General features: G+C 69.3%; 21 protein-coding genes. 15 read left to right on the top strand and 6 right to left on the bottom strand.

Annotated features, from left to right (window positions below; translation table 11 throughout):
* Positions 1-2 precede the first annotated feature (2 nt).
* Both ABL840_RS38075 and ABL840_RS38070 read left to right on the top strand, forming a co-directional pair.
* Positions 3-2,048: a two-component system sensor histidine kinase NtrB gene (locus tag ABL840_RS38075; RefSeq protein ID WP_093300149.1), complete on the top strand. Its 2,046-nt coding sequence runs from the start codon at positions 3-5 to the stop codon at positions 2,046-2,048.
* Between the two features lie 43 nt (positions 2,049-2,091).
* The gene (locus tag ABL840_RS38070) at positions 2,092-2,718 is read left to right on the top strand and encodes a response regulator transcription factor (RefSeq protein ID WP_093300148.1); all 627 of its coding nucleotides are present in this window, start codon (positions 2,092-2,094) and stop codon (positions 2,716-2,718) included.
* Between the two features lie 104 nt (positions 2,719-2,822).
* Here ABL840_RS38070 and ABL840_RS38065 read toward each other — a convergent pair whose 3' ends face one another.
* From ABL840_RS38065 to ABL840_RS38055, 3 genes are all read right to left on the bottom strand, one after another.
* The gene (locus ABL840_RS38065) at positions 2,823-3,386 is read right to left on the bottom strand and encodes an OmpA family protein (RefSeq protein ID WP_093195984.1); all 564 of its coding nucleotides are present in this window, start codon (positions 3,384-3,386) and stop codon (positions 2,823-2,825) included.
* 89 nt (positions 3,387-3,475) lie between these two features.
* A complete protein-coding gene (locus tag ABL840_RS38060; RefSeq protein ID WP_093195985.1) occupies positions 3,476-4,135 on the bottom strand; it encodes an OmpA family protein in 660 nt (219 codons plus the stop codon).
* Between the two features lie 197 nt (positions 4,136-4,332).
* Positions 4,333-4,497 (bottom strand): hypothetical protein, encoded by a 165-nt coding sequence (locus ABL840_RS38055; protein ID WP_176947409.1) that lies wholly within the window; start codon positions 4,495-4,497, stop codon positions 4,333-4,335.
* On the opposite strand from ABL840_RS38055, the gene ABL840_RS38050 reads away from it, so the two are divergent.
* A complete protein-coding gene (locus ABL840_RS38050) occupies positions 4,496-5,644 on the top strand; it encodes a murein transglycosylase A (RefSeq protein WP_093300147.1) in 1,149 nt (382 codons plus the stop codon). The two genes, ABL840_RS38055 and ABL840_RS38050, sit on opposite strands and share 2 nt — an antisense overlap.
* A 168-nt stretch (positions 5,645-5,812) precedes the next feature.
* Positions 5,813-8,059, top strand: coding sequence for a PhoX family protein (locus ABL840_RS38045; protein ID WP_093300145.1), 2,247 nt, complete (start codon positions 5,813-5,815; stop codon positions 8,057-8,059).
* A gap of 137 nt (positions 8,060-8,196) precedes the next feature.
* Here ABL840_RS38045 and ABL840_RS38040 read toward each other — a convergent pair whose 3' ends face one another.
* Positions 8,197-8,670, bottom strand: a complete 474-nt coding sequence (locus ABL840_RS38040) for an Lrp/AsnC family transcriptional regulator (RefSeq protein ID WP_093195988.1) — start codon at positions 8,668-8,670, stop codon at positions 8,197-8,199.
* A 105-nt stretch (positions 8,671-8,775) separates the two neighbouring features.
* Here ABL840_RS38040 and mdeB point away from each other — a divergent pair, with 105 nt between their 5' ends.
* From mdeB to ABL840_RS37985, 11 genes are all read left to right on the top strand, one after another.
* Positions 8,776-11,439 carry an alpha-ketoglutarate dehydrogenase gene (gene mdeB / locus ABL840_RS38035; RefSeq protein WP_093300144.1) on the top strand — a complete coding sequence of 888 codons (2,664 nt, stop codon included), beginning with the start codon at positions 8,776-8,778 and terminating at the stop codon, positions 11,437-11,439.
* Between the two features lie 76 nt (positions 11,440-11,515).
* Positions 11,516-12,292: a FadR/GntR family transcriptional regulator gene (locus tag ABL840_RS38030; protein ID WP_093195990.1), complete on the top strand. Its 777-nt coding sequence runs from the start codon at positions 11,516-11,518 to the stop codon at positions 12,290-12,292.
* A 124-nt stretch (positions 12,293-12,416) separates the two neighbouring features.
* Positions 12,417-13,742: an MFS transporter gene (locus ABL840_RS38025; protein ID WP_093300143.1), complete on the top strand. Its 1,326-nt coding sequence runs from the start codon at positions 12,417-12,419 to the stop codon at positions 13,740-13,742.
* Positions 13,709-14,692, top strand: coding sequence for an L-threonate dehydrogenase (ltnD, locus tag ABL840_RS38020; RefSeq protein ID WP_418116146.1), 984 nt, complete (start codon positions 13,709-13,711; stop codon positions 14,690-14,692). Before ABL840_RS38025 ends, ltnD begins: the two co-directional genes overlap by 34 nt.
* Positions 14,689-15,585 (top strand): alpha/beta fold hydrolase, encoded by an 897-nt coding sequence (locus ABL840_RS38015; protein ID WP_093300142.1) that lies wholly within the window; start codon positions 14,689-14,691, stop codon positions 15,583-15,585. The genes ltnD and ABL840_RS38015 overlap by 4 nt, the downstream gene beginning before the upstream one ends.
* 25 nt (positions 15,586-15,610) lie before the next feature.
* Positions 15,611-16,627, top strand: a complete 1,017-nt coding sequence (gene denD / locus ABL840_RS38010; protein ID WP_093300141.1) for a D-erythronate dehydrogenase — start codon at positions 15,611-15,613, stop codon at positions 16,625-16,627.
* A gap of 16 nt (positions 16,628-16,643) precedes the next feature.
* A complete protein-coding gene (gene otnK / locus ABL840_RS38005; RefSeq protein WP_093300140.1) occupies positions 16,644-17,915 on the top strand; it encodes a 3-oxo-tetronate kinase in 1,272 nt (423 codons plus the stop codon).
* Positions 17,912-18,577 carry an aldolase gene (locus tag ABL840_RS38000; protein ID WP_093300139.1) on the top strand — a complete coding sequence of 222 codons (666 nt, stop codon included), beginning with the start codon at positions 17,912-17,914 and terminating at the stop codon, positions 18,575-18,577. The genes otnK and ABL840_RS38000 overlap by 4 nt, the downstream gene beginning before the upstream one ends.
* A gap of 12 nt (positions 18,578-18,589) precedes the next feature.
* On the top strand, positions 18,590-19,411 hold the full coding sequence (gene otnI, locus ABL840_RS37995) for a 2-oxo-tetronate isomerase (protein WP_093300138.1): 822 nt from the start codon (positions 18,590-18,592) through the stop codon (positions 19,409-19,411).
* Positions 19,408-20,607 (top strand): amidohydrolase family protein, encoded by a 1,200-nt coding sequence (locus ABL840_RS37990; protein WP_093300137.1) that lies wholly within the window; start codon positions 19,408-19,410, stop codon positions 20,605-20,607. Before otnI ends, ABL840_RS37990 begins: the two co-directional genes overlap by 4 nt.
* Positions 20,604-21,089: a RidA family protein gene (locus ABL840_RS37985; RefSeq protein ID WP_093300136.1), complete on the top strand. Its 486-nt coding sequence runs from the start codon at positions 20,604-20,606 to the stop codon at positions 21,087-21,089. Before ABL840_RS37990 ends, ABL840_RS37985 begins: the two co-directional genes overlap by 4 nt.
* Here ABL840_RS37985 and ABL840_RS37980 read toward each other — a convergent pair.
* Together ABL840_RS37980 and ABL840_RS37975 are read right to left on the bottom strand one after the other, a co-directional pair.
* Positions 21,082-21,771 (bottom strand): TetR family transcriptional regulator C-terminal domain-containing protein, encoded by a 690-nt coding sequence (locus ABL840_RS37980; RefSeq protein ID WP_093300135.1) that lies wholly within the window; start codon positions 21,769-21,771, stop codon positions 21,082-21,084. The two genes, ABL840_RS37985 and ABL840_RS37980, sit on opposite strands and share 8 nt — an antisense overlap.
* The gene (locus ABL840_RS37975) at positions 21,768-22,733 is read right to left on the bottom strand and encodes a PDR/VanB family oxidoreductase (protein WP_093300134.1); all 966 of its coding nucleotides are present in this window, start codon (positions 22,731-22,733) and stop codon (positions 21,768-21,770) included. Before ABL840_RS37975 ends, ABL840_RS37980 begins: the two co-directional genes overlap by 4 nt.
* Between the last annotated feature and the right edge of the window lie 20 nt (positions 22,734-22,753).

Raw genomic sequence — 22,753 nt, 5'->3', positions numbered from 1 at the left:
CGATGTCCGATGCGCTGCTGACCGTCGCACCGCCGCGGTGGGCGCTGCTGGCGTACGGTCGGCTGCGCTCGCTGTGGCAGCGCTGGTTCCTGTGGCTGCTGCTGGCGGTGCTGGTGTCGGTGCTGCTGGTCACCGTCGTGTGGCTCGCGGGCCGGCACGAGGTCGAGCAGGTGCAGGCCGCGCTCGATCGCGACACCTCCGACGCTGTCTCCGACCTGCGCAGCGGCTTCCAGCGCAATGCGCAGAGCCTGCGCGCCACGCAGGCGCCGGGCGCCGATGCATCCAAGTGGTCGGAGGTGGCCGCGACGCTGCTGCGCGAGCATCGCGAATGGCTGCGGCTCGAATGGCGAGACGCCGCGCTGCGCCCGCTGCAGGCCGTCAACACGCCCTACCGCATGCGCGTGCTCGACGAGGACACGCGCGGCCAGGAGCAGTCCGACGTGACGCTGGCCTGCGCCGCCGCGCGCAAGCTCGGCGCGCCGGCCTACTCGCCGAGCCACTACGTGCCCATTGCGGGAGGCGGCGGCATCGAGGTGATGGAGCTGTGCGTGCCCATCGACGCCGGCGGATACCTCGTGGCGAGCTATTCGCTGCGCGACGCGCTGATCGAACTCGTCGGCCCCACCCTCACGCGCGGGCAGGAAGTGGCCTTCACCGAGGCCGACGGCACGCGGCTGGTGGCGCTGGGCAGCTCGCGGCGCACCGGCACGCGGGTGTTCACCTCGCAGCAGCTCATCGACCTGCCGGGCACCGCGCTGATGCTGCGCGTGGACGGCTGGCGCGCCGCGCCCGACCTGTTCCCGAACATGCTCACGGCGCTGGTCACGGCGATCTCGATCGCGCTGGTGTCGGTGCTGGTGCTGCTCGCGCGCGACACGCGTCGCCGCCTGCGCGCCGAGCGCGACCTGGCCGACGCGCTGGCCTTCCGCAAGGCGATGGAAGACTCGGTCATCACCGGCCTGCGCGCGCGCGACCTGCAGGGCCGCATCACCTACGTGAACCCGGCCTTCTGCGAGATGGTGGGCTTCAGCCCCGAGGAGCTCATGGCGGACAACGCCGAAGCCCCTTACTGGCCCACCGAGCTGGCGCACGAATACCAGCAGCGGCAGGCGCGCCGGCTGGCCGGCGGCATGCCGCCGCGAGAGGGCTTCGAATCGGTCTTCATGCGCAAGGACGGCACGCGCTTTCCGGTGCTGATCTTCGAGGCGCCGCTGATCAACGCGCACAAGGTGCAGACCGGCTGGATGAGCGCGTTCATCGACGTGAGCGAGCAGCGCCGCATCGAGGAGCTCTCGCGCGCCAGCCAGGAGCGCCTGCAGGCCAGCGCACGGCTGGCCACCGTGGGCGAGATGGCTTCGCTGCTGAGCCACGAGCTCACCCAGCCGCTGGCCGCCATCGCCAGCTACGCGAGCGGCTCGCTCAACCTGCTGGGGCCCGAGGCCAAGGGCGACCAGGGCGAGGTGGCCATGGCCGTGAAGCGCATCGCCGAGCAGGCCGACCGCGCGGGGCAGGTGATCCGCAGCGTGCACGACTTCGTGCGCCGGCGCGACCGCACGCGCGAGGCCGTGGCGCCGCAGGCGCTGATCGACGCTGTGCTGCCGCTGGTGCGGCTGCAGGCGCGCAAGCTGGGCGTGATCATCGAGGTGGTGCTGGAAGACCGCCTGCCCGCGGCCATGTGCGACCGCACGCTGGTCGAGCAGGTGCTGCTGAACCTCGCGCGCAACGCGATGCAGGCCATGGACAGCCCCGACAATGTCGGCAGCCGCGTGCTGCGGCTGCGCGTGGCGCGCGCCACGGCGGTGGGCGGCGCGGTGCAGGAAGACGGCAGGCGCTGGATAGAGTTTTCGGTGGCCGACCTCGGCAGCGGCATCGACGCGGATGTGGCCGAGCGGCTCTTCACGCCCTTCTTCACCACGCGCGCCGATGGCATGGGGCTCGGCCTGAGCCTGTGCCGCACGGTGGTCGAGCAGCACGGCGGGGCGCTCGTGTACGAGCCCAACAAGCCGCGCGGCACGGTCTTCAGGTTCACCCTGCCGGCGGCTGCCTGAGAACGCTTTTTTCGACGGACAACTTTTTGCTGGACTTCATCGCATGCAACCGCTGATCGACGGCTTGATCTTCATCGTGGACGACGACGCCAGCGTGCGCGAGGCGCTGGCCTGGCTGCTGCGCTCGCGCCGCCTGGCCAGCGAGCACTTCGCGAGCGCCGAGGCGTTCGAGCAGTTCCTCGACCAGGGCCCGCTGCCCCAGCAGCCGCTGTGCCTGCTGCTGGACGTGCGCATGCCCGGCACCAGCGGGCTGGTGCTGTTCGACCGCATCGTCGAACGCGGCCTGCTGCCCGCGATGCCGGTGATCTTCCTCACGGGCCATGCCGACGTGCCGACGGCCGTCGACGCGGTCAAGCGCGGCGCCTTCGACTTCTGCGAGAAGCCGTTCTCGGACAACGCGCTGGTCGACCGCATCGAGCATGCGTTGAACGCGTCGCTGCAGGCGCTGGAAGTGCAGCGCGCGCGCCGCGGGCTGGCCGAGCGCATCGGCGAGCTGACCGAGCGCGAGCGCGACGTGATGCGGCTGGTGATCGAAGGCCTGCCCAACAAGCTCATCGCCGACCAGCTCGCGATCAGCGTGCGCACGGTGGAAGTCCACCGCGCGCGCGTGTTCGACAAGATGGAAGTGAAGTCGGCCGTCGAGTTGGCTAACCGCCTGAGAGAGCTCTAGCCTCCCCGATTCCCCAGGGAAACACCGCGGAACCGGCTTTGCCGGGCCGCTGGTGTTGCCCCTGCAAGGGGGCGAAGCGACACGAAGTGTCGCGAAGCCTGGGGTTAGGCCTTCTCCGCCACGAAGATTTCGACGCGGCGGTTCTGGGCGCGGCCGGCGGCCGTGTTGTTGTCCGCCAGCGGCTCGCGCGAGCCGCGGCCGTCGGTGGTGATGACCGTGGTCGAGACGCCGCGGCTCACGAGGTGGTTGCGCACGCTGTCGGCGCGGCTCACCGAGAGGCGCTCGTTGCCTTCCTCGCTGCCCACGCTGTCGGTGTGGCCGACCACGCGCACGCTGGCGGCGGTGGCGCTCTTCAGGCCTTCGGCCACCTTGTCGAGCACCTGCGCGAGGTTGCGCTTGACGTTGGAGCGGCCAGTGTCGAACGACAGCTCGTTCGGGATCACCACATGCAGCTGGTTGTCGGTGGTCTGTTCGATCACCACGCCCGTGCCCTTGGTCGAGGTCTCGAGGTCGGTCTTCAGGGTGGCCAGGCGGGCTGTCCAGCTGTTGGCCGGTGCGGCCGGAGCGGCTGCGGGCGCGGGGGCCGGCGGCGGCGCCGACTGCGATGCGCAGCCCGCGATGAACAGCAACGCGGCGGCGGCCGCACCAGAAACAACAAACTTCCTCATGAGATTCCCTCTTAATGGACCAATGGAACGGTAATGGCGGGAACCGGCCTTTCAGCGCGGCCGGTTTCCCTTCGTGTGCTGGAGATCGTTCAGCCTTGCGGCCCGCGCTCGCCCACGTAGATTTCGACGCGGCGGTTCTGCGCCCGGCCCGCGTCGCTGTTGTTGTCGGCGACAGGCTCGCGCGAGCCGCGGCCCTCGATGCGGAAGGCCGCCGCGTTCACGCCGCGCGCCACGAGGTAGTCGCGGGTGCTGGTCGCGCGTTCGACCGACAGCGGGTTGTTGATGGCGTCCGAGCCGGTGCTGTCGGTGTGGCCGATGATGCGCACCTCGGCGTTCGGGTTGTTGCGCAGGCCGCTGGCGAACTGGTCGAGCACCGGCGCGAAATTGGGCTTGATGTTGGCGCGGCCCACGTCGAAGGACACGTCGCTCGGGATCTGCAGCTTCAGCTCGTTGTTGGGCGTCTGCGTGACGGCCACGCCGGTGCCCTGCGTGGCGGCTTCCATCTGGCGCTTCTGGTTTTCCATGCGCTGCGACCACAGGTAGCCGCCCAGCGCGCCGGCCGCCGCACCCAGCACCGCGCCCGTGCCGATGGCGCCGCGGTTGCCGCCGGTGGCCGAGCCGATCGCGGCGCCGCCGAGCGCGCCGATGCCGGCACCGATGCCGGTGTTGCGCTGCGTGTCGGTCATGCCGCCCGCGCAGCCGGAAAGAACGAGTGCGGCGGCGGTGGTGGCGAGTACGAACTTTTTCATGGCGATCCCTTTCAAGGTTGAATCAGGCGGGGCACAGCTTAGCCTTCGGGGAGTGCGTGATGGTACGGGCTCAAAGCCCTACGGAAAATAAGAAAAGTTTCGCCTTCGCGCATGAATGCTGCAATGATTGCTACTAAAGCAATAGCAATTGAGTGCTTGTCCGACAGTGCCGCGCGCCGCGGGACTGCACGAGCAATTCACGGATTGGGCGGCGGCTTCCGGTCGGCGGTGTCGCGACCGGCTTCGGGGCCGTCGTCGTCATCGTGCAATTCACCCTTTTTGCGGCCGGAGAACATGGTCCACCAGATGATCAGGATGAACACGAGTCCCGCGGCGAGGGCTTCAAGCAGAATCAAACCCATGAGAAATGGACTCCAGTGGCTGGTCGGGCTTGCGATCGTAGCAACGCTCGCCGCCTGTTCCACCGGCCCGCGCACGCCCGAGGCCCCCATCCGCCCACCCGCCACCCAGCCGCGCGACCTCGGTCCGCTCACCGGCTCGCTCGCGCATCCCAAGAGCCGCTGGGTGCCGGTCGGCTGGGGCGAGCTGCCGGGCTTCGGCGAAGACCCGCTGCACGAGGCCTGGATCGCGCTGCTGGCGAACTGCTCGCGCCCCAATGCAGCCTTCGCGCCGCTGTGCCGCGACGTGCGCCAGCTCGCCATCGCCACTCCCGAAGAGCAGCGCCAGTGGATGACCGACCGGCTGCAGCCCTACCGCGTCGAGGCGCTGAACGGCCAGACCGAAGGCAAGCTCACGAGCTACTACGAGCCGGTGTACGAAGCCTCGCGCGTGCCCACCGCCACCTTCAACGTGCCGATCTACCAGGCGCCCGACGGCCTGGTGCCGCGCCGCCCCTGGTACACGCGCCAGGAGATCGAGACCCTGCCCGAGGCCCAGGCCGCGCTGCGCGGGCGCGAGATCGCGTGGATGGCCGACCCGATCGACGCGCTGATGCTGCACATCCAGGGCTCCGGGCGGCTGCGCATCACCGAGGCCAACGGCTGGCAGCACACCGTGCGCATGGCCTTCTCGGCGACCAACGAGCAGCCTTATCGCAGCGTGCAGCAGTGGCTGATGAGCCAGGGCGTGGCCAAGGTCGGCAAGTGGCCCGACGACACCAAGGCCTGGGCCGCGCAGAACCCGCAGCGCGTGACGCAGCTGATGTGGAGCAACCCGCGCTACGTGTTCTTCCGCGAGGAGACCATGAGCGAGGTCGACGCCGCCTTCGGCCCGCGCGGCGCGCAGGGCGTGCCGCTCACGGCCGGCCGCTCCATCGCGGTCGACCGCGAGAGCATCCCGTACGGCACGCCGGTGTGGCTTGCATCCAACGGACCGGCGGCGCAACTGCAGAAGCTGGTGGTGGCGCAGGACACCGGCAGCGCCATCCTCGGCGCGGTGCGGGCCGACTACTTCGCGGGCACCGGTGCCGATGCGGGCCGCTTCGCGGCGAGCATGAACCAGCCGCTGCGGCTGTGGGCGTTGTGGCCACGGCAATTGCCGGCGCCCTGAACCAGACGGGCCGATACGGCCCGCGCTGGTCTGCACGGTTGATGAAGGGATGCTGAAAAGACCCGATTCAACCTGACCTGAACCTGAGCAATTCACGGAGTCGTCATACGAAGTGCCTAACTTCGCGGGCTGGTTTTCCTTTCCAACCCACGAAGAAAGACATTGCGCATGACCGCAAACACCCGCACCGACGATCGTCCGGTCGAAATCGAAGACATCGGCACCAACCCCACTTCGAATCCCTCGTTCAACGACCTGATCGCCTCGCGCCTGAGCCGCCGCCACCTGTTCGGCCTGGGCGTCGGCACCGCCGGTACCGCACTGCTCCAGGCATGCGGCGGCGGTGGTGGCGGCGGCACCGCCTTCCCCGTCCTGCCCCCGGCACCGGCTCCTGCTCCCGCGCCGGCTCCCGCTCCTTCTCCCGCTCCGATGAAGCTCGGCTTCAATGCCGTCGCCAAGAGCCTCGCCGACGTGGTCACCGTGCCCGCCGGCTACACCGCCAGCGTGCTCTACCGCCTGGGCGACCCGATCGCCTCGGGTGTCGCCGCCTACAAGAACGACGGCACCGACGACGCCACCACCTACGACCGCCGCGCCGGCGACCACCACGACGGCATGACCTACTTCGGCATGAACGCGTCGAACAAGTGGGACGCCGCCGGCGCTTCGCGCGGCCTGCTCGTGATGAACCACGAGGCCATCACGCCGCTGTTCCTGCACCCCACCGGACAGACCATCACCGGCACCGGCAATGCGGCCGCACGCACCGTCGCGGACGAAGTGCTGCGCGAGTTCTACCTGCACGGCGTGAGCGTGATCGAGGTCAACAAGAGCGGCAGCACCTGGAGCTACAAGCAGGACTCGAGCCTCAACCGCCGCGTCCACACGCTCACCGAGATGAGCTTCTCGGGCCCGGCCGCCAAGACCGACTACCTGAAGACCAAGTACTCGACCGACGGCAGCAAGACCCGCGGCACGCTCAACAACTGCGCCAACGGCACCACGCCGTGGGGCACGTACCTGACCTGCGAAGAGAACTGGGCCGGCTACTTCCGCCGCATCAAGGCCAACGACGATTCCAAGCGGACCGCGAAGGAACTTGCGAGCTTCTCGCGATACGGCGTTGGCGGCAGTGACGGTACCGGCCGCGAACTCTGGGCCACCGTCACGCCCGACACCGCCGAAGACCTGTATGGCCGCTGGAACACCGAAGTCATCGGTGCCACCGCCACGGATGACTACCGCAACGGTTCCAACACCTACGGCTGGGTGGTCGAGATCGATCCGTTCACCCCCTCCAGCACACCCAAGAAGCGCACCGCGCTCGGCCGTTTCGGCCACGAAGGCGCTTGCCTGGGCCCGGTCGTGGTCGGCAAGCCGCTGGTCTGGTACATGGGCGACGACTCGCAGAACGAGTACCTCTACAAGTTCGTGTCGACCAAGGCCTGGGATGCGGCCGACATCGGCGGCGGCATCGGGGCCGGCGACAAGTACATGGACGATGGCAAGCTCTATGTCGCCAAGTTCAAGGCCGACGGCACAGGTGACTGGCTCGAGCTCAAGCTGGGCGTCAACAACATCAACGCCAGCTATTCGAAGTACGCCTTCGCCGATGCAGCCGATGTCGTGATCAACGCGCGCCACGCAGCAGATGCAGCCGGTGCCACGAAGATGGACCGCCCGGAATGGACGGCCGTCAACCCGAAGAACGGCGACGTGTACCTCACGCTCACGAACAACTCGGCGCGCCCGGTCACCGGTACCGACGCGGCCAATCCGCGCTCGTACAACGACCCGAAGAATGGCGTGGATCAGAAGGGCAATCCGAACGGCCACATCGTCCGCTTTGCCGACGCCGGTGGTAACCCGGCCGCCGTGACCTTCAAGTGGGACGTCTATCTCTTCGGCGCGCGTTCCACCGCGGCAGCGGACGTGAACCTGTCGAACCTCGTTGCCGACAACGACTTCTCCAGCCCCGACGGCATGTGGTTCAGCCAGGCTGCGCCCGGCCTGCTGTGGCTCGAGACCGACGACGGCAAGTACACCGACGTGACCAACTGCATGCTGCTCGGCGCCCTGCCTGGTGTGGTCGGCGACGGTGCCGCGAAGACCATCACCAATGTCGATGGCTCCACCACCGCCACGCAAGCCACCTTCGTCGGCAAGGCCCCCGGCACCGACGGCCTGCGCCGCTTCCTGGTCGGCCCGATCGATTGCGAAATCACCGGCATTGCCGAATCGGGCGACGGCCGCGCGCTGTTCGTGAACATCCAGCACCCGGGCGAGAACACGGCCAAGGGCAACATCTCCGATCCCACGAAGTTCCTCAGCCACTGGCCCGACGGCGGCATTACCCGCCCGCGCTCGGCGACCGTGGTCATCACGAAGAACGACGGCGGCCTGATCGGTCTCTGATCGGCTGGCAGGGGCAGGATCCCGGCCCCTTTCTTCACGGGAGACACCGCGGAACCGGCTTTGCCGGGCCGCAGGTGTCGCCCCCGGCGAGGGGGTGGCGTAGCGACACGAAGTGCGCGAAGCCTGGGGGAGCGCTATTACCCTGGCGCTGCCGGCAACGGCAGCGCCGTTTTGTATCTCACCTGCTTGAGCGCAAAGCTCGAGCGGATCTTCTCGATCCCCGGAATCGGCGTGAGCTGTTCCAGGATGAATTTCTCCAGCGCCGCCATGTCCGCCACCGCGATGCGGATCAGGTAGTCGCTGTCGCCCGTCATCAGGTAGCACTCCATCACCTCGTCGTGCTCGGCGATGCGTTGCTCGAAGTCGGCGAGCGACTGCTTGCTCTGCGTCGTGAGGCTGATCGATATGAACACGTTGAGGCCCAGGCCCAGCGCCTTGGCGCTTGCGAGCGCGACATAACGGTCGATCACGCCGTTGGCCTCGAGCACCTTCACGCGCGACAGGCAGGGCGACGGCGAGAGGTGCACGCGTCGCGCGAGCTCCACGTTCGACAGCGCGCCGTCGCGTTGCAGTTCGTCCAGAATGCGCAGGTCGATGGCGTCAAGTTGCATGAAATGCCGCTCAGTTTGAATTTGGCGGAATTTTATGCTGCGACGCGAACGCGGATTTGGCTTCGCCGGTAGCTAATTCTCCGCATTGCGGCCTAAAGTGCCGATATGAACGCCCCGATTTCGCCCGACCAGATGCGCGCCCTGCTGCTGGATGAAACGCAGCTCTCGCACGACCCCGACCCCGCCGAGACCGCCGAATGGCGCGATGCCTTCGTGGCGATGGCGCAGACGCAGGGGCCGCAGCGCGCGCGGCAGATGCTGGTCGAGCTGGCGCGTCTCGCGCGGCAGCAGCGCATCGGCTGGCAGCCCGAACTCGCCACGCCGTACGTCAACACCATCGCGGTGGAAGACCAGCCGCCGTTCCCGGGCGACCTCGCCATCGAGGAAAAGCTCGCCTCGCTGATGCGCTGGAACGCGCTCGCGATGGTGGCCAAGGCCAACCAGGCGTACGGCGAACTCGGCGGCCACATCGCCAGCTACGCCAGCGCGGCCGACCTGTTCGAGACCGGCTTCAATCATTTCTTCCACGCGCGCAGCGAGCACCATCGAGGCGACCTCGTGTTCTTCCAGCCGCACAGCGCGCCGGGCGTCTACGCCCGCGCGTACCTCGAAGGCCGCCTGAGCGAGGAAGACCTGAAGCACTACCGCCAGGAACTCACCGCGCCTGCGTTCGTCGACGGCAGCGGCGCGCGCGGCCTGTGCAGCTATCCGCATCCGTACCTGATGCCGGACTTCTGGCAGTTCCCGACCGGCTCGATGGGCATCGGCCCCATCAGCTCGATCTATCACGCGCGCTTCATGCGCTACCTCACGCACCGCAACCTGCTGAACTGCGAAGGCCGCAAGGTGTGGGGCGTGTTCGGCGACGGCGAGATGGACGAACCCGAGTCGATGAGCGCGTTGACGCTCGCCGCGCGCGAGAAGCTCGACAACCTCGTGTGGGTGGTCAACTGCAACCTGCAGCGCCTGGACGGCCCGGTGCGCGGCAACGGCCGCATCATCGACGAGCTGGAAAAGCTCTTCGCCGGCGCGGGCTGGAACGTCATCAAGCTCGTGTGGGGCAGCGACTGGGACGGCCTCTTCGCGCAGGACCTGAGCGGTGCGCTGGCCCGCGTGTTCGCCAACACCGTCGACGGCCAGATGCAGACCTTCGCGGCCAAGGACGGCCGCTTCAACCGCGACAACTTCTTCGGCCAGAACCCCGAACTCGCGCGCCTGGCCGAAGGCATGACCGACGAGCAGATCGACCGCCTGAAGCGCGGCGGCCACGACCTCGTGAAGATCCATGCCGCCTACGCCGCCGCCGCGGCGCACCGGGGCCAGCCCACCGTGATCCTCGCCCACACCAAGAAGGGCTACGGCATGGGCAGCGCCGCGCAGGGCAAGATGACCACGCACTCGCACAAGAAGATGGGCGACGTGGACCTCATCGAATTCCGCGACCGCTTCAACCTGCCGCTGACCGACGCGCAGGCCACTGCGATGGACTTCTACCGCCCGGCCGAGGACAGCGCCGAGATGCGCTACCTGCGGCAGCACCGCGAGGCGCTCGGCGGTGCCATGCCGCGCCGCGAGACCGCCTGCGAGGTGTTGGCCAAGCCCGACATCGCAAGCTACGCGCAGTTCGCGACCGTCGCGGGCGGCAAGGAGATGAGCACCACCATGGCCTTCGTTCGCATGCTGGGCAACCTCATGAAGGACAAGGCCCTGGGCCCGCGCATCGTGCCCATCGTGGCCGACGAGGCGCGCACCTTCGGCATGGCCAACCTGTTCAAGCAGGTCGGCATCTATTCGAGCGTGGGCCAGCGCTATGCGCCGGAAGACATCGGCTCGGTGCTGAGCTACCGCGAGGCTACCGACGGGCAGATCCTGGAAGAGGGCATCAGCGAGGCCGGCGCCATCGCGAGCTGGACGGCCGCGGCCACCAGCTACAGCGTGCACGGCCTGGCGATGCTGCCCTTCTACATCTACTACTCGATGTTCGGCTTCCAGCGCGTGGGCGACGCCATCTGGGCCGCGGCCGACCAGCGCGCGCGCGGCTTCCTGCTGGGCGCCACTTCTGGACGCACCACGCTCGGCGGCGAGGGCCTGCAGCACCAGGACGGCAGCAGCCACCTCGTGGCCGCGACCATCCCCAACTGCAAGGCCTACGACCCGGCCTTCGCGGGCGAGATGGCGGTGATCGTCGACGCGGGCATCCGCGAGATGATGGTCGAGCAGCAGGACGTGTTCTATTACGTCACGCTCATGAACGAGAACTACGCGCAGCCCGACGTGCCGGCCGGCGCGGAGGGCGACATCCTGCGCGGGTGCTATCGCTTCGGCACTTACGCTCCCGTACCGGGCGGCAAGGCAAAGAAGAAGGTCACGCTGATGGGCTCGGGCGCGATCCTCACCGAGGTCGTCAAGGCCGCGCAGCTGCTGGCCGACGAAGGCATCGAGGCCGAGGTGTTCAGCGTCACGAGCTGGAGCGAACTCGCGCGCGACGGGCTGGCCTGCGAGCAGCGCGCGCTGGCTGGCGAGGCCGACGCCGGCACGCCGTTCATAGCGCAGCAGCTCGGCAAGGGCGGCAAGACGCCGATCATCGCCGCCACCGACTACGTGCGCGCCGTGCCCGAGAGCGTTCGTGCCTTCCTGCCCGAGGGCCGCCGCTACATCACGCTCGGCACCGACGGCTTCGGGCGCAGCGACACGCGCGCCGCGCTGCGCGGCTTCTTCGGCGTCGATGCGCAGAGCATCGTGAATGCCGCGCGCCACGCGCTGGGCTGAGCCGGCCTGAGCCTTGTGCGGCCGCGAAAGTGGCGGGCCCTGCGTTAGAGTCGCAGGCCCCACCACCTTCGCGTCCATGACCGCCCGCTTCCAATCCATCGCCCCCGCCGTCCGCCTGGCCGACCAGGTCGCCGATGCGCTCGCGGCCGAGGTGCGCAGCGGGCGTTTGTCCGAAGGCGACCGGCTGCCCACCGAGACCGCGCTGGCCGAGCAGTTCGGCGTGAGCCGCACCGTGGTGCGCGAGGCGGTGTCGCGGCTCAAGTCGCTGGGGCTGCTCGATTCGCGTCAGGGCAGCGGCGTGTACGTGCGCGCCGCCGCCGTCGAGCCGCTGCGCTTCGAGATGCCGCACGTGGCCTCGCGCGAGGCGGTGATCCAGATGGTCGAGCTGCGCCGCGCGCTCGAAGCCGAGGTGGCCGCGCTGGCCGCCGAGCGCCGCACGGACGAGGACGTGCAGCGCATCCGCGACGCCATCGCCGCACTGCACGCGGCGGTCGAGGCCGGCGGCAACGGCGCAGACGAGGACGTGCTCTTCCACCGCGCCATCGCAGAGGCGGCGCGCAACCCGTTCCTCATCGGCACGCTGCAGTACCTGCGGCAGTTCCTGCACGGCGCCACCCGCGTCACGCGCGCCAACGAGGCGCGCCGCGCCGACTTCGCGCGCGAAGTGGCGCAGGAGCATGCGCGCATCGTCGAGGCCATCGAGGCCGGCGATCCGCTGCGCGCGCGGGAAGCAGCCAAGAACCACATGGACAACGCGATCCGCCGCATCGAGCTGGCCGATCCGGTGTTCTGGCAGCAGGAGGGCGAGCAGCTCGCCCGTCCGCTGGTCGAAGGCTGGCCCGTCGGCGGCTGAGCCGACACACAAAGACACCAGAAAGTCGCCGGAAGACGCTTTTTCCGAGGGTTTACCCGGGTCGGTCAGCAAAACTCAAATTTGTATGATGACCTGACAAATCACCCGAGACATAGCCTCCCTCATGACTTCCTCGACCCTCCAGGCCGGCGCCGCGTCGCTCGCCGCCGCAGATGCCGCGCTCGAAAAGCGCACCTACTCCAAGGTGTTCTGGCGCCTCGTGCCCTTCCTCATGCTCTGCTACGTGATCGCGTACCTCGACCGCGTGAACGTCGGCTTCGCCAAGCTGCAGATGGGCCAGGACCTGGGCTTCAGCGAAACCGTGTTCGGCCTGGGCGCCGGCATCTTCTTCCTGGGCTACTTCCTGTTCGAGGTGCCGAGCAACCTGCTGCTCAACCGCGTGGGCGCGCGCATCTGGATCGCGCGGATCATGATCACCTGGGGCCTGCTCTCGGCCTGCTTCATGTTCGTGAAGACGCCCACCAGCTTCTACATCCTGCGCTTCCTGCTCGGGCTGGCCGAGGCGGGCTTCTATCCGGGCGTGATCCTCTACCTCACGCACTGGTACCCGGCGCATCGGCGCGCGCGGATCATCGCGGTGTTCATGTCGGCGATTCCGGTGGCGGGCATCTTCGGCAACCCGCTCTCGGGATGGATCATGGACAGCTTCCACGGCGTGTCGGCCATGAGCGGCTGGCAGTGGATGTTCCTGATCGAGGCCATCCCCGCCGTGCTCATCGGACTGGCGGTGCTCTTCTATCTCGACAACGGCATCGCCCAGGCGCGCTGGCTGAACGCCGAGGAAAAGGCGCTGCTGCAGCGCGAGGTGGCGAGCGACGCCGCCCACGGCGCGAAGGGCCCGCACTCGGTGGCCGGCGTGTTCCGCGACGCGCGCATCTGGTGGATGGCGTTCATCTACTTCGCCTTCGTCATGGGCCAGTACGCACTCACCTTCTGGCTGCCCACGCTGGTCAAGGCCACGGGCGTGCAGGGCAACCTGAACATCGGGCTGCTCAGCGCCATTCCGTTCCTCTGCGCCATCGTCGCGATGAACCTCTTCGGCCGCAGCGCCGACCGCCGCCAGGAGCGCCGCTGGCACCTGATCGTGCCGGCCATGATGGGCGCCGTGGGCTTCACCGTCGCAGCCTCGTACACGCAGAACACGGCCGTGTCGCTGGCCTTCCTCTCGCTCGCCGCCGCCGGCGTGCTGACCTGCGCGCCGCTCTTCTGGTCGCTGCCCACCGCATTCCTCACGGGCACGGCCGCCGCCGCAGGCATCGCCGCCATCAACTCGGTGGGCAACCTCGCGGGCTTCGTGAGCCCGTACCTCATCGGCTATCTGAAGGACCTCACGGGCAGCACGCAGATCGGCATGTACGTGCTGGCCGGTGCGCTGGTGCTCGGCGCCATCGGCGTGTGGTTCACACCCAAGCAACTGGTCAACCGTTGACCGTTCATCGAAAGAACTCCTGCATGACTTCCAGCAACAACACCCCCGTCGTCGGCCTCGTGGGCCTGGGCGCCATGGGCGCCGGCATGGCGCAGTCGCTGCGTCGCGCGGGCCACGCGCCGCATGTGTTCGACGTGCGCCGTGAGGCCGCCGAAGCCTTCGCGCGCGAGGGCGGCACCGCCTGCGCCACGCTGGCCGAGCTCGGCACGCAGTGCGACATCGTGGTCAGCGTAGTGGTGAACGCCGCGCAGACCGAGTCGGTGCTGTTCGGCGACGGCACCGTGCCCGGCTGCGTCGCGTCGATGAAGCCCGGCAGCGTCTTCGTGATGTGCTCCACCGTCGACCCGAACTGGTCGGTGGCGCTCGAAGCGCGCCTGGAGAAGCTGGGCATCCTCTACATCGACGCGCCCATCTCCGGCGGCGCAGCCAAGGCCGCGAGCGGCCAGATGACGATGATGACCGCCGGCAAGCCCGCCGCCTACGAGAAGGCCGGTGCCGTCCTCGACGCCATGGCCGCCAAGGTCTACCGCCTGGGCGACAGCGCCGGCGCGGGCAGCAAGGTGAAGATCATCAACCAGCTGCTGGCCGGCGTGCACATCGCGGTGGCGGCTGAGGCCATGGCGCTGGGCCTGCGCGAAGGCGTGGACCCGGCGGCGCTGTACGAGGTCATCACGCACAGCGCGGGCAACAGCTGGATGTTCGAGAACCGCATGGCGCACGTGCTCGCGGGCGACTACACGCCGCTGTCGGCCGTGGACATCTTCGTGAAGGACCTGGGCCTGGTGCTCGACGTGGCGCGCGCGAGCAAGTTTCCGCTGCCGCTGTCGTCCACCGCGCACCAGATGTTCATGCAGGCCTCGACCGCGGGCTATGCGCGCGAGGACGACAGCGCCGTCATCAAGATCTTTCCGGGCATCGAGGTGCCGGCGCCGAAGGGGAAAGCCCCGTGAGCGAGCCGCAGGCCAGGTTCGTCGACACGCCGCTGCTGCGCATCGGCTACGAGGAGTGGAACCCCGCCGGCAAGGCCACCGCGGTGCTGGTGCACGGCTGGCCCGACAGCCCGCGTTGCTGGCACGGCGTGGCCGCGCGGCTCGTCGAAGCCGGCTGGCGCGTGCTGCTGCCCGCCCTGCGCGGCTTCGCGCCGACGACCTTCCTGCATGCCGAGACGCCGCGCAGCGGACAGCTCTCGGCGCTGGGTCGCGACCTGCTCGACTTCATCGATGCGCTCGGCCTGCAGCAGCCTGCGCTGGTCGGCCACGACTGGGGCGCGCGTGCGGTGGGCAATGCCTGCGGGCTTCGGCCCGGCGTCGCGAGTTCGCTCACGCTGATGTCGGTCGGCTACGGCACCAACGCGCCCGACCAGCCGATGCCGCTCGAGCAGGCACGCAACTACTGGTACCACTGGTACATGGCCACGCCGCGCGGCGAACGCACCGTGCACGAAGACCGCATCGCCTTCACGCGGATGATGTGGGACACCTGGGCGCCGGCCGGCTGGTACGAGCCCGCCGAGTTCGAGGCCACAGCCGCCGCCTTCGAGGGCGACGACTGGGCGCGGGTGGTGGTGCACTCGTACCGCCATCGCTGGGGCCACGCGCCGGGCGACCCGCACTATGCGGCCGACGATGCCGTGCTGAACCCCGCGCCCGTGCTGTCGGTACCCACGCTGGTGCTGCACGGCGCGGCCGATTCCTGCAATCATCCCGACACCTCGGCCGGCAAGGAACGCTTCTTCAGCGGCCCCTACCGCCGCGAGCTGCTCGACGGCGTGGGCCACTTCCCGCAGCGCGAGGCGCCGCAGGCGGTGGCGGACGCGCTGCTGCGCTTCCTGCCCGCGCTCTAGAACAAGTACGAAAGACAAGACGACCATGAACATCCTCATCACCGGCGGCTGCGGCTTCCTCGGCGCCCGCCTCGCACGCACGCTGCTCGCCGGCGGCAATCTCGCGCTGGCCGGCGGTGCCGCGCAGCCCGTCTCGCGCATCACCCTGGCCGACCGCGTGCCGCCGCCCGCCGACCTGGCCGCCGACGCGCGCGTGCAGTTCGTGCAGGGCGACCTGCTGGAGCAGCTCGCAAGCGGCGCGCTGCCCATTGCCGACACGCAGCTCGTCTTCCACCTCGCCGCCGCAGTCAGCGGCGAATGCGAGGCCGACTTCGACCTCGGCATGCGCAGCAACCTCGACGCCACGCGCGGCCTGCTAGAAGCGGCGCGCCGCGCGGGCCACTCGCCGGTGTTCGTGTTCTCCAGCTCGGTGGCGGTGTTCGGCGATTCGCCCGAGCAGCGCCTGCCGGCCGTCATCGAAGACACCACGCTGCCGACTCCGCAGAACAGCTACGGCATCCAGAAGTTCATCGGCGAGCAGCTGGTGGCCGACTTCACGCGCAAGGGCTTCGTGCAGGGTCGCAACGTGCGGCTCATGACGGTGTCGGTGCGCCCCGGCCGTCCCAACGGCGCGGCCTCGAGCTTCCTCAGCGGCATGCTGCGCGAGCCGCTGGCCGGCGAGCGTGCGCGCTGCCCCGTGTCGCCCGACACGCCCGTCGCGCTGGCCTCGCCCGGCAACACCGTCGCCGGCATCGTGCGCGCGGCCACCGCTGGCGCCGCCGAGTGGGGCGCGCGCACGGCGGTCAACCTGCCCGCGCTGACCACCACCGTGCGCGAGATGGCGCAGGCGCTCGAACGCATCGCAGGCAAGGACGCCACCGGCCTGATCGACTGGGAGCCCGACGCCGCCATCGCGAAGATCGTCACCAGCTGGCCCAGCCGCATCCACGCCGCGCGCGCCGAGGCGCTGGGCCTGAAGGCCGACGCGAGCTTCGACGCGATCCTGCGCGACTACGTGCGCGAGAACGCGCAGGCCGTGAAGCTGCCCGTCGCCAAGGACTGAAGAAGGACCGAACACCATGGCAAAGCTCGTGCTCGGCTGCATCGCCGACGATTTCACCGGCGCCACCGACCTCGCCAACAACCTCGTGCGCGCCGGCATGCGTGTGGTGCAGGCCATCGGCGTGCCCGAGGGCCCGCTCGATGCCGACGTGGATGCGGTGGTGGTCGCGCTCAAGTCGCGCACCATCGCGCCGGCCGAAGCCGTCGCGCAGTCGCTCGATGCATTGCGCTGGCTGCAGTCGCAGGGCGCGAAGCAGATCTACTTCAAGTACTGCTCCACGTTCGACAGCACGCCGCAGGGCAACATCGGCCCGGTGACCGAGGCGCTGATGGACGCGCTGCAGTGCGACTTCACCATCGCCACGCCCGCCTTCCCCGACAACAAGCGCACCGTGTTCAAGGGCTACCTGTTCGCGGGCGACGTGCTGCTCAACGAGAGCGGCATGCAGAACCACCCGCTCACGCCGATGACCGACCCGAACCTCGTGCGCGTGCTGCAGGCGCAGTGCAAGCGCAAGGTGGGGCTCGTCGACTACGCGGTGGTGGCGCGCGGCGCGGCCGCCATCGGGGAGCGCATCGAGCAACTGAAGTCCGAGGGCGTCTCCATCGCCATCGTCGACGCGGTCTCGAACGACGACCTGCTGCGCATGGGCCCGGCGCTCGCGAAGATGCCGCTGCTCACGGCGGGCTCGGGCGTGGCCATCGGCCTGCCGGCCAACTTCGGCCTCGCTCCGTCGTCGCAAGCCAGCGCACTGCCCAAGGCTGGCGGCAGGACGGCGGTGGTCTCGGGCAGCTGCTCGCTGGCCACCAACCGCCAGGTGCTCGACTTCATCCAGCGCGGCGGCGCGGCGATGGCCATTGATCCGCTGCGCATCGCGGCGGGCGTGGATGTCGCCACCGAGGCTCTGGCGTGGGCCGCTCCGTTGATCGACAAGGGCCCCGTACTCGTCTACTCGACCGCCGAGGCCGGTGCCGTGAAGTCGGTGCAGGGCCGCTTGGGCGTGGAAGAGGCCGGCGCGATGGTCGAGCGCACCATCGCCGCCATCGCGCGCGGCCTGGTCGAGCGCGGCGTGCGCCAGCTGGTGGTGGCCGGCGGCGAAACCTCCGGCGCCTGCGTGCAGGCGCTGGGCATCGCGCAGATGCAGATCGGCCCGCAGATCGATCCCGGCGTGCCGTGGTGCCATGCGCGCTCCGAAGCCGCGCCCGAGGCCGGCCTGCACATCGCGCTGAAGTCCGGCAACTTCGGCAGCGACGATTTCTTCACCAAGGCATTTACAGTGCTCGCATGACCGAGAACGAAGCCCGCGAGGAAATCTGCCGCGTTGGCCGCAGCCTGTTCGAGCGCGGCTACGTGCACGCCACGGCTGGCAACATCAGCGTGCGGCTGGACGACGGCTTTCTCATCACGCCGACCGATGCCTGCCTCGGTTTTCTCGACCCCGCTCGTCTGGCCAGGCTCGATGCTCAGGGGCAGCAGACCGGCGGCGATCGCGCCAGCAAGACCATCGCGCTGCACACGCGCATCTACGCCGCTGCGCGCGAGTTCGATGCAGGCACCGCCTGCGTGATCCACACGCACAGCACGCACTGCGTGGCGCTCACGCTGCAGGCTCCCGGCGACGAGCTGCTGCCCGCGCTCACGCCCTACTTCGTGATGAAGGTCGGCCATGTGCCGGTCATTCCGTACCACCGTCCGGGTGCGCCCGAAGCGGCCGAGCAGGTGGCGCAGGCCATCGGGCGCTTCGGCGTGGCCGGCACCCCGATCCGCGCCGTGATGCTCACGCGCCTGGGTCCCAACGTGTGGCACGACACGCCGGCCGCCGCCATGGCCGTGCTCGAGGAACTCGAGGAAACCGCAAGGCTCCAGCAGCTCGCCCAGGCCGCAAGGCCCGAGCCGCTCGATGCCGATCAGATCGATGAACTGCGCCGCACTTTCGGCGCGCGCTGGTAGTAAAAACACCCCATGCCCCAATTCGCAGCCAACCTCTCGATGCTCTATCCGGAGCTCGCCTTCCTCGACCGCTTCGACGCCGCCGCGAAAGACGGCTTCAAGGCCGTGGAATACCTCTTCCCCTACGACTTCGCGAAGGAAGAAATCGTCGCCAGGCTGAAGCACAACGGCCTGCAGCAGGTGCTGTTCAACGGCCCGCCCGGTGACTGGAACGGCGGCGAGCGCGGCCTGGCCTGCCTGCCGGGGCGCGAAGCCGAGTTCCGCGAAGGCATCGCGAAGGCCATCGACTACGCCGTGGCGCTCGACTGCCCGCGCATCCACGTCATGGCCGGCCTCGTGCCCGCGGGACAGCAGCGCGACGCGCTGCAGCCGGTGTACGTCGACAACCTGCGCTGGGCCGCGACCGAGGCCGCCAAGGCGGGCCGCGACGTGCTGATCGAGCCGATCAACACGCGCGACATCCCGGGCTTCTTCCTCAACCGGCAGGACCATGCGCACGAGATCGTCGAGACCGTCGGCGCGCCCAACCTCAAGGTGCAGATGGACCTCTACCACTGCCAGATCGTCGAGGGCGACGTGGCGATGAAGATCCGCAAGTACCTGCCCACCGGCCGCGTCGGCCACATCCAGATCGCGGGCGTGCCCGACCGCAACGAGCCCGACATCGGCGAGCAGAACTACCCGTACCTGTTCGACGTGCTCGACGAGGTGTCGGCGCAGTGCGGCTGGCAGGGCTGGGTCGGCTGCGAGTACCGGCCGAAGCGCGGCGCGGAGCCCGGCGGTACCTCGGCAGGGCTCGGCTGGCTGCGCGACTGGCGGCAGCGGCACGCATGAGGCTCGAAGCGCTGCGCATACCGGCGCCGCTGCGTGCATTCGCGGCGGGCGATGCGCAGCTGTTCGACGTCGTGCTGGCCGGCGACAAGGTCGCCTCCATCGTGCCCAGCGCCCGGCAGCAGCACGCGAAGGGCACGCTGCTGAGCGCACTCGTCGAGGCGCATGCGCACATCGACAAGAACTACACCGTGCAGGACGTGGGCGCGGCCGAGGGCAACCTCTTCGTGGCCATCGAGCGCATGAACCGGCACCGCGAGAGCTGGACCGGCGAATCGCTGCGCCTGCGCATGGAGCGCGCGCTGCAAGACGCCTGGCGATCGGGCACGCGCGCGCTGCGCACGCACCTCGACTGGGTGCAGCCCGAGCCGCCGGCCGCGCTGGAAGTGTTCGAGGCGCTGCGCGAGGAATGGCGCGGCCGCGTCGAGCTGCAGTTCGTTTCGCTCACCCCGCTCGACCTGTTCGCAGACGTCGCCGCGGGCGAGCGCATCGCGCGCGAGGTGAAGCGCGCGGGCGGCGTGCTCGGGGCATTCGTCTATCGCAACGAAGGCATCGTCCACAAGCTGGGTCGAGTGTTCGACCTCGCGCAGCAGCACGGACTGGCGCTCGACTTCCATGTCGACGAGGGCCTGGACATCGAGGCCACCGGCCTGCGCAGCATCGCCCAGCTGGTGCGTGCGCGCGACTTCAGGCTGGGCGTGGTCTGCGGCCATGCCTGCTCGCTCTCGGTGCAGGACGATGCCGTCGCCGCCGAAACGCTCGCGCTGTGCGCCGGCGCCGGCATCCACCTCGTCGCGCTGCCCACCACCAATCTCTACCTGCAGGGCGCGTGGGAGCGCACGCCGGTGCAGCGCGGCATCACGCGCATCCGCGAGGCGGCGGCACGGGGCTTGCGTGCGAGCCTGGCAACCGACAACGTGCAGGACGCCTTCTATCCCTACGGCAGCTACGACCTGCTGGAGACCTTCGGCCTCGGCGTGCAGGCAGCGCACCTCGCGCCCGCATCCGACTGGCTCGACACCGTCACCGTGAATCCCGCGAAGGCGCTGGGGCTCGCATGGGACGGGCGCATCGCGCCGGGCTGCCCGGCCGACCTGCTGGTACTGTCGGCCACCGGGGAACACGAACTGATCGGCCCGCGCGGACGGCAACGCACCGTCGTCCGCGCCGGCCAACGACTGGAGAGCAACGAGCAATGAGCATGGGCAAGCCGATGGCCAACTACGCCGCCGCGAAGCGCGTGGGCGATTTCGTCTTCATGAGCGGCGTGGTCGCCGTCGATCCGGCCACGCGCCGCGCGGTCGCCGGCTACGACGCCATTCCGGAAGAAGCGCGCACCGCGCTGCAGAGCGTGGGCTATGCCACCGGCCAGATGTCGGTGGACGTGTTCGAGGCGCCCATCGTCGCGCAGAGCTGGTTCGTGCTGGAGCGCATCCGCCAGATCGCCGCCGAGCACGGCGGCACGATGGAAGACGTGGTGAAGCTGGTGCAGTACTTCCGTCACCTGCCGCACTACGCCTTCTACAACCGCGTGCGCGGCCTGTTCTATCCGGGCGAGCCGCCGGTCAGCACGGTGGTGGAGGTGTCGCGCTTCCTGCCGGGCGACGAGGTGCTGGTGGAGGTGGAAGCCACCATGTACCTGCCCCGCACTGCCTTTTCTTCTTCGCCGTCTTCTACCTGACGCCCGCGCCCTTGAGCAGGAACTCCGTGACCTGCTCGATCAGGTAGCGCCGGTCCTTGTCGTCGCCTTGCTGCGCGGTGTCGCGGAAGTAGGCGGCCTGCGTGGCGTGGTCGGCATAGAACTGCGTCACGGCCCAGATGTGGAACAGCACCAGCATCGGGTCGGCCTCGTCCATCAGGCCCTGGTTCATCCAGTTGCGGATCACGGCGGCGGCCTGGTCGGTGCGCTGCTTGCTCGTGTCCATCATGCTGTTGAGCACCGGCGCGCCGCGCATCATCTCGGCGGTGAAGATGCGCGAGCGCAGCGGGTGCTCGAACGAGAACATCATCTTGCGGCGGATCAGGTCGCCCAGCACCTTGCGCGGGCCGAAGGCCTCGTCGCTGAAGCCGAACACCACGATCCAGTCGTTGAGGATGTCCTGCAGCACCTGCCGGTACAGCGCCTCCTTGCTGTCGATGTAGTAGTGCAGCTGCGCCTTCGACAGGCCCGCCTTGTCGGCGATGGCCTGCGTCGAGGCGCCGGCCAGCCCTTCGCTTGCGAACACCTCGATGGCGGCCTGGTTGATGAGGCCGAGCACCTGCGTGTACTTGCGCGAGCGCCCGCGCGTGGCGGGGGCCTCGCACTCGCCGCCCTCTTCGTTGACGACAGCAGCGGAAGACGCGGAGGAAGCGCGTGCGCTCACAGCTGCAGTTCCAGTTCCAGCCCCTTGGCGCGCGAGCAGCACAAGGCCACCTTGTGGCGGCGCTCGCTGCCCGTGAGGCAGAAGTCGCGGTGCTCGGCACCTTCGCCGTCGCCCTCGACCACGCAGGTGCCGCACAGGCCCTGCTGGCACGACACCGGAATGTCGATGCCGACCTCGTGCAGCGCGTCGACGGCGGTCTGGTCGGCGGCCACCGGCACCGTGATGCCGCGCCGCGCGAGCTTCAGCGTGAAGGGCAGGCCGGCGGCGGCACCGGCGTCGGTGGGCGCTGCGAAGTATTCGGCGTGCAGCGCGTCCTCGGGCCAGTGCGCGGCGGCGTCGCGCACCGCCTGCATGAAGCCGCCGGGGCCGCACACGTAGAGATGCGTGCCGCTCGCGCGCTCGGCCAGCAGCGAGCGCAGGTCGATGCGCTGCGAGGCATCGCCCTGGTCCAGGTGCAGGCGCAGGTGCGGCGCCAGCGATGGCGCGTGCAGCGCATCGGCGAAAGCCAGGTGCTCCTCGCTGCGCGCGAACACGCACAGCGTGAAGGCTGCGCCGCGCGCCGCGAGCGCCTGCGCCATCGCCAGCAGCGGCGTCATGCCGATGCCGCCGGCCAGCAGCAGGTGGTGCGTGGCTTCATCGCGCAGCGGGAAGGTGTTGCGCGGCGCGCTGATCGGCAGCAGGTCGCCCTCGCGCACGCGTTCGTGCATCGAGGCCGAGCCGCCGCGGCTGGAAAGCTCGCGCTTCACGCCGATCACGTAGCGGCCCGCGTTGGCGGCCGACGGCGCCCGCGCCAGCGAGTACTGGCGCGAGAAGCCGCCGGGCATGTGCACGTCGATGTGCGCGCCGGCCTCGTAGGAAGGCAGCGGCCGGCTCCACGGGTGGGCCAGCTCGAAGGCCAGGATTTCCGGCGTCTGGCGCGAGATGCGTTCGACGCGGACGGTGAGCGTGCGTTCGAGGCTCATGGTGTCGTGTCTCCCTCTGG

Origin of the sequence: Variovorax sp. NFACC27 (assembly GCF_048301545.1) — a bacterium.
Classification (GTDB): domain Bacteria; phylum Pseudomonadota; class Gammaproteobacteria; order Burkholderiales; family Burkholderiaceae_C; genus Variovorax; species Variovorax gossypii.
The sequence above is the reverse complement of the archived record's forward strand: the minus strand, read 5'-3'. Positions and strand labels throughout refer to the sequence as shown.

Excerpts from the sequence above, each read along its gene's own strand:
- ABL840_RS37990 (WP_093300137.1), top strand. The coding sequence starts at position 19,408 with ATGAGGCTCGAAGCGCTGCGCATACCGGCGCCGCTGCGTGCATTCGCG.
- ABL840_RS38045 (WP_093300145.1), top strand. The coding sequence starts at position 5,813 with ATGACCGCAAACACCCGCACCGACGATCGTCCGGTCGAAATCGAAGAC.
- ABL840_RS37985 (WP_093300136.1), top strand. The coding sequence starts at position 20,604 with ATGAGCATGGGCAAGCCGATGGCCAACTACGCCGCCGCGAAGCGCGTG.
- otnI (WP_093300138.1), top strand. The coding sequence starts at position 18,590 with ATGCCCCAATTCGCAGCCAACCTCTCGATGCTCTATCCGGAGCTCGCC.
- ABL840_RS38050 (WP_093300147.1), top strand. The coding sequence starts at position 4,496 with ATGAGAAATGGACTCCAGTGGCTGGTCGGGCTTGCGATCGTAGCAACG.
- ABL840_RS38040 (WP_093195988.1), bottom strand. The coding sequence starts at position 8,670 with ATGCAACTTGACGCCATCGACCTGCGCATTCTGGACGAACTGCAACGC.
- ABL840_RS38030 (WP_093195990.1), top strand. The coding sequence starts at position 11,516 with ATGACCGCCCGCTTCCAATCCATCGCCCCCGCCGTCCGCCTGGCCGAC.
- ABL840_RS38060 (WP_093195985.1), bottom strand. The coding sequence starts at position 4,135 with ATGAAAAAGTTCGTACTCGCCACCACCGCCGCCGCACTCGTTCTTTCC.
- ABL840_RS38070 (WP_093300148.1), top strand. The coding sequence starts at position 2,092 with ATGCAACCGCTGATCGACGGCTTGATCTTCATCGTGGACGACGACGCC.
- ABL840_RS38065 (WP_093195984.1), bottom strand. The coding sequence starts at position 3,386 with ATGAGGAAGTTTGTTGTTTCTGGTGCGGCCGCCGCCGCGTTGCTGTTC.
- ABL840_RS38000 (WP_093300139.1), top strand. The coding sequence starts at position 17,912 with ATGACCGAGAACGAAGCCCGCGAGGAAATCTGCCGCGTTGGCCGCAGC.
- mdeB (WP_093300144.1), top strand. The coding sequence starts at position 8,776 with ATGAACGCCCCGATTTCGCCCGACCAGATGCGCGCCCTGCTGCTGGAT.
- denD (WP_093300141.1), top strand. The coding sequence starts at position 15,611 with ATGAACATCCTCATCACCGGCGGCTGCGGCTTCCTCGGCGCCCGCCTC.
- ABL840_RS38025 (WP_093300143.1), top strand. The coding sequence starts at position 12,417 with ATGACTTCCTCGACCCTCCAGGCCGGCGCCGCGTCGCTCGCCGCCGCA.
- otnK (WP_093300140.1), top strand. The coding sequence starts at position 16,644 with ATGGCAAAGCTCGTGCTCGGCTGCATCGCCGACGATTTCACCGGCGCC.
- ABL840_RS38075 (WP_093300149.1), top strand. The coding sequence starts at position 3 with ATGTCCGATGCGCTGCTGACCGTCGCACCGCCGCGGTGGGCGCTGCTG.
- ABL840_RS38055 (WP_176947409.1), bottom strand. The coding sequence starts at position 4,497 with ATGGGTTTGATTCTGCTTGAAGCCCTCGCCGCGGGACTCGTGTTCATC.
- ABL840_RS37975 (WP_093300134.1), bottom strand. The coding sequence starts at position 22,733 with ATGAGCCTCGAACGCACGCTCACCGTCCGCGTCGAACGCATCTCGCGC.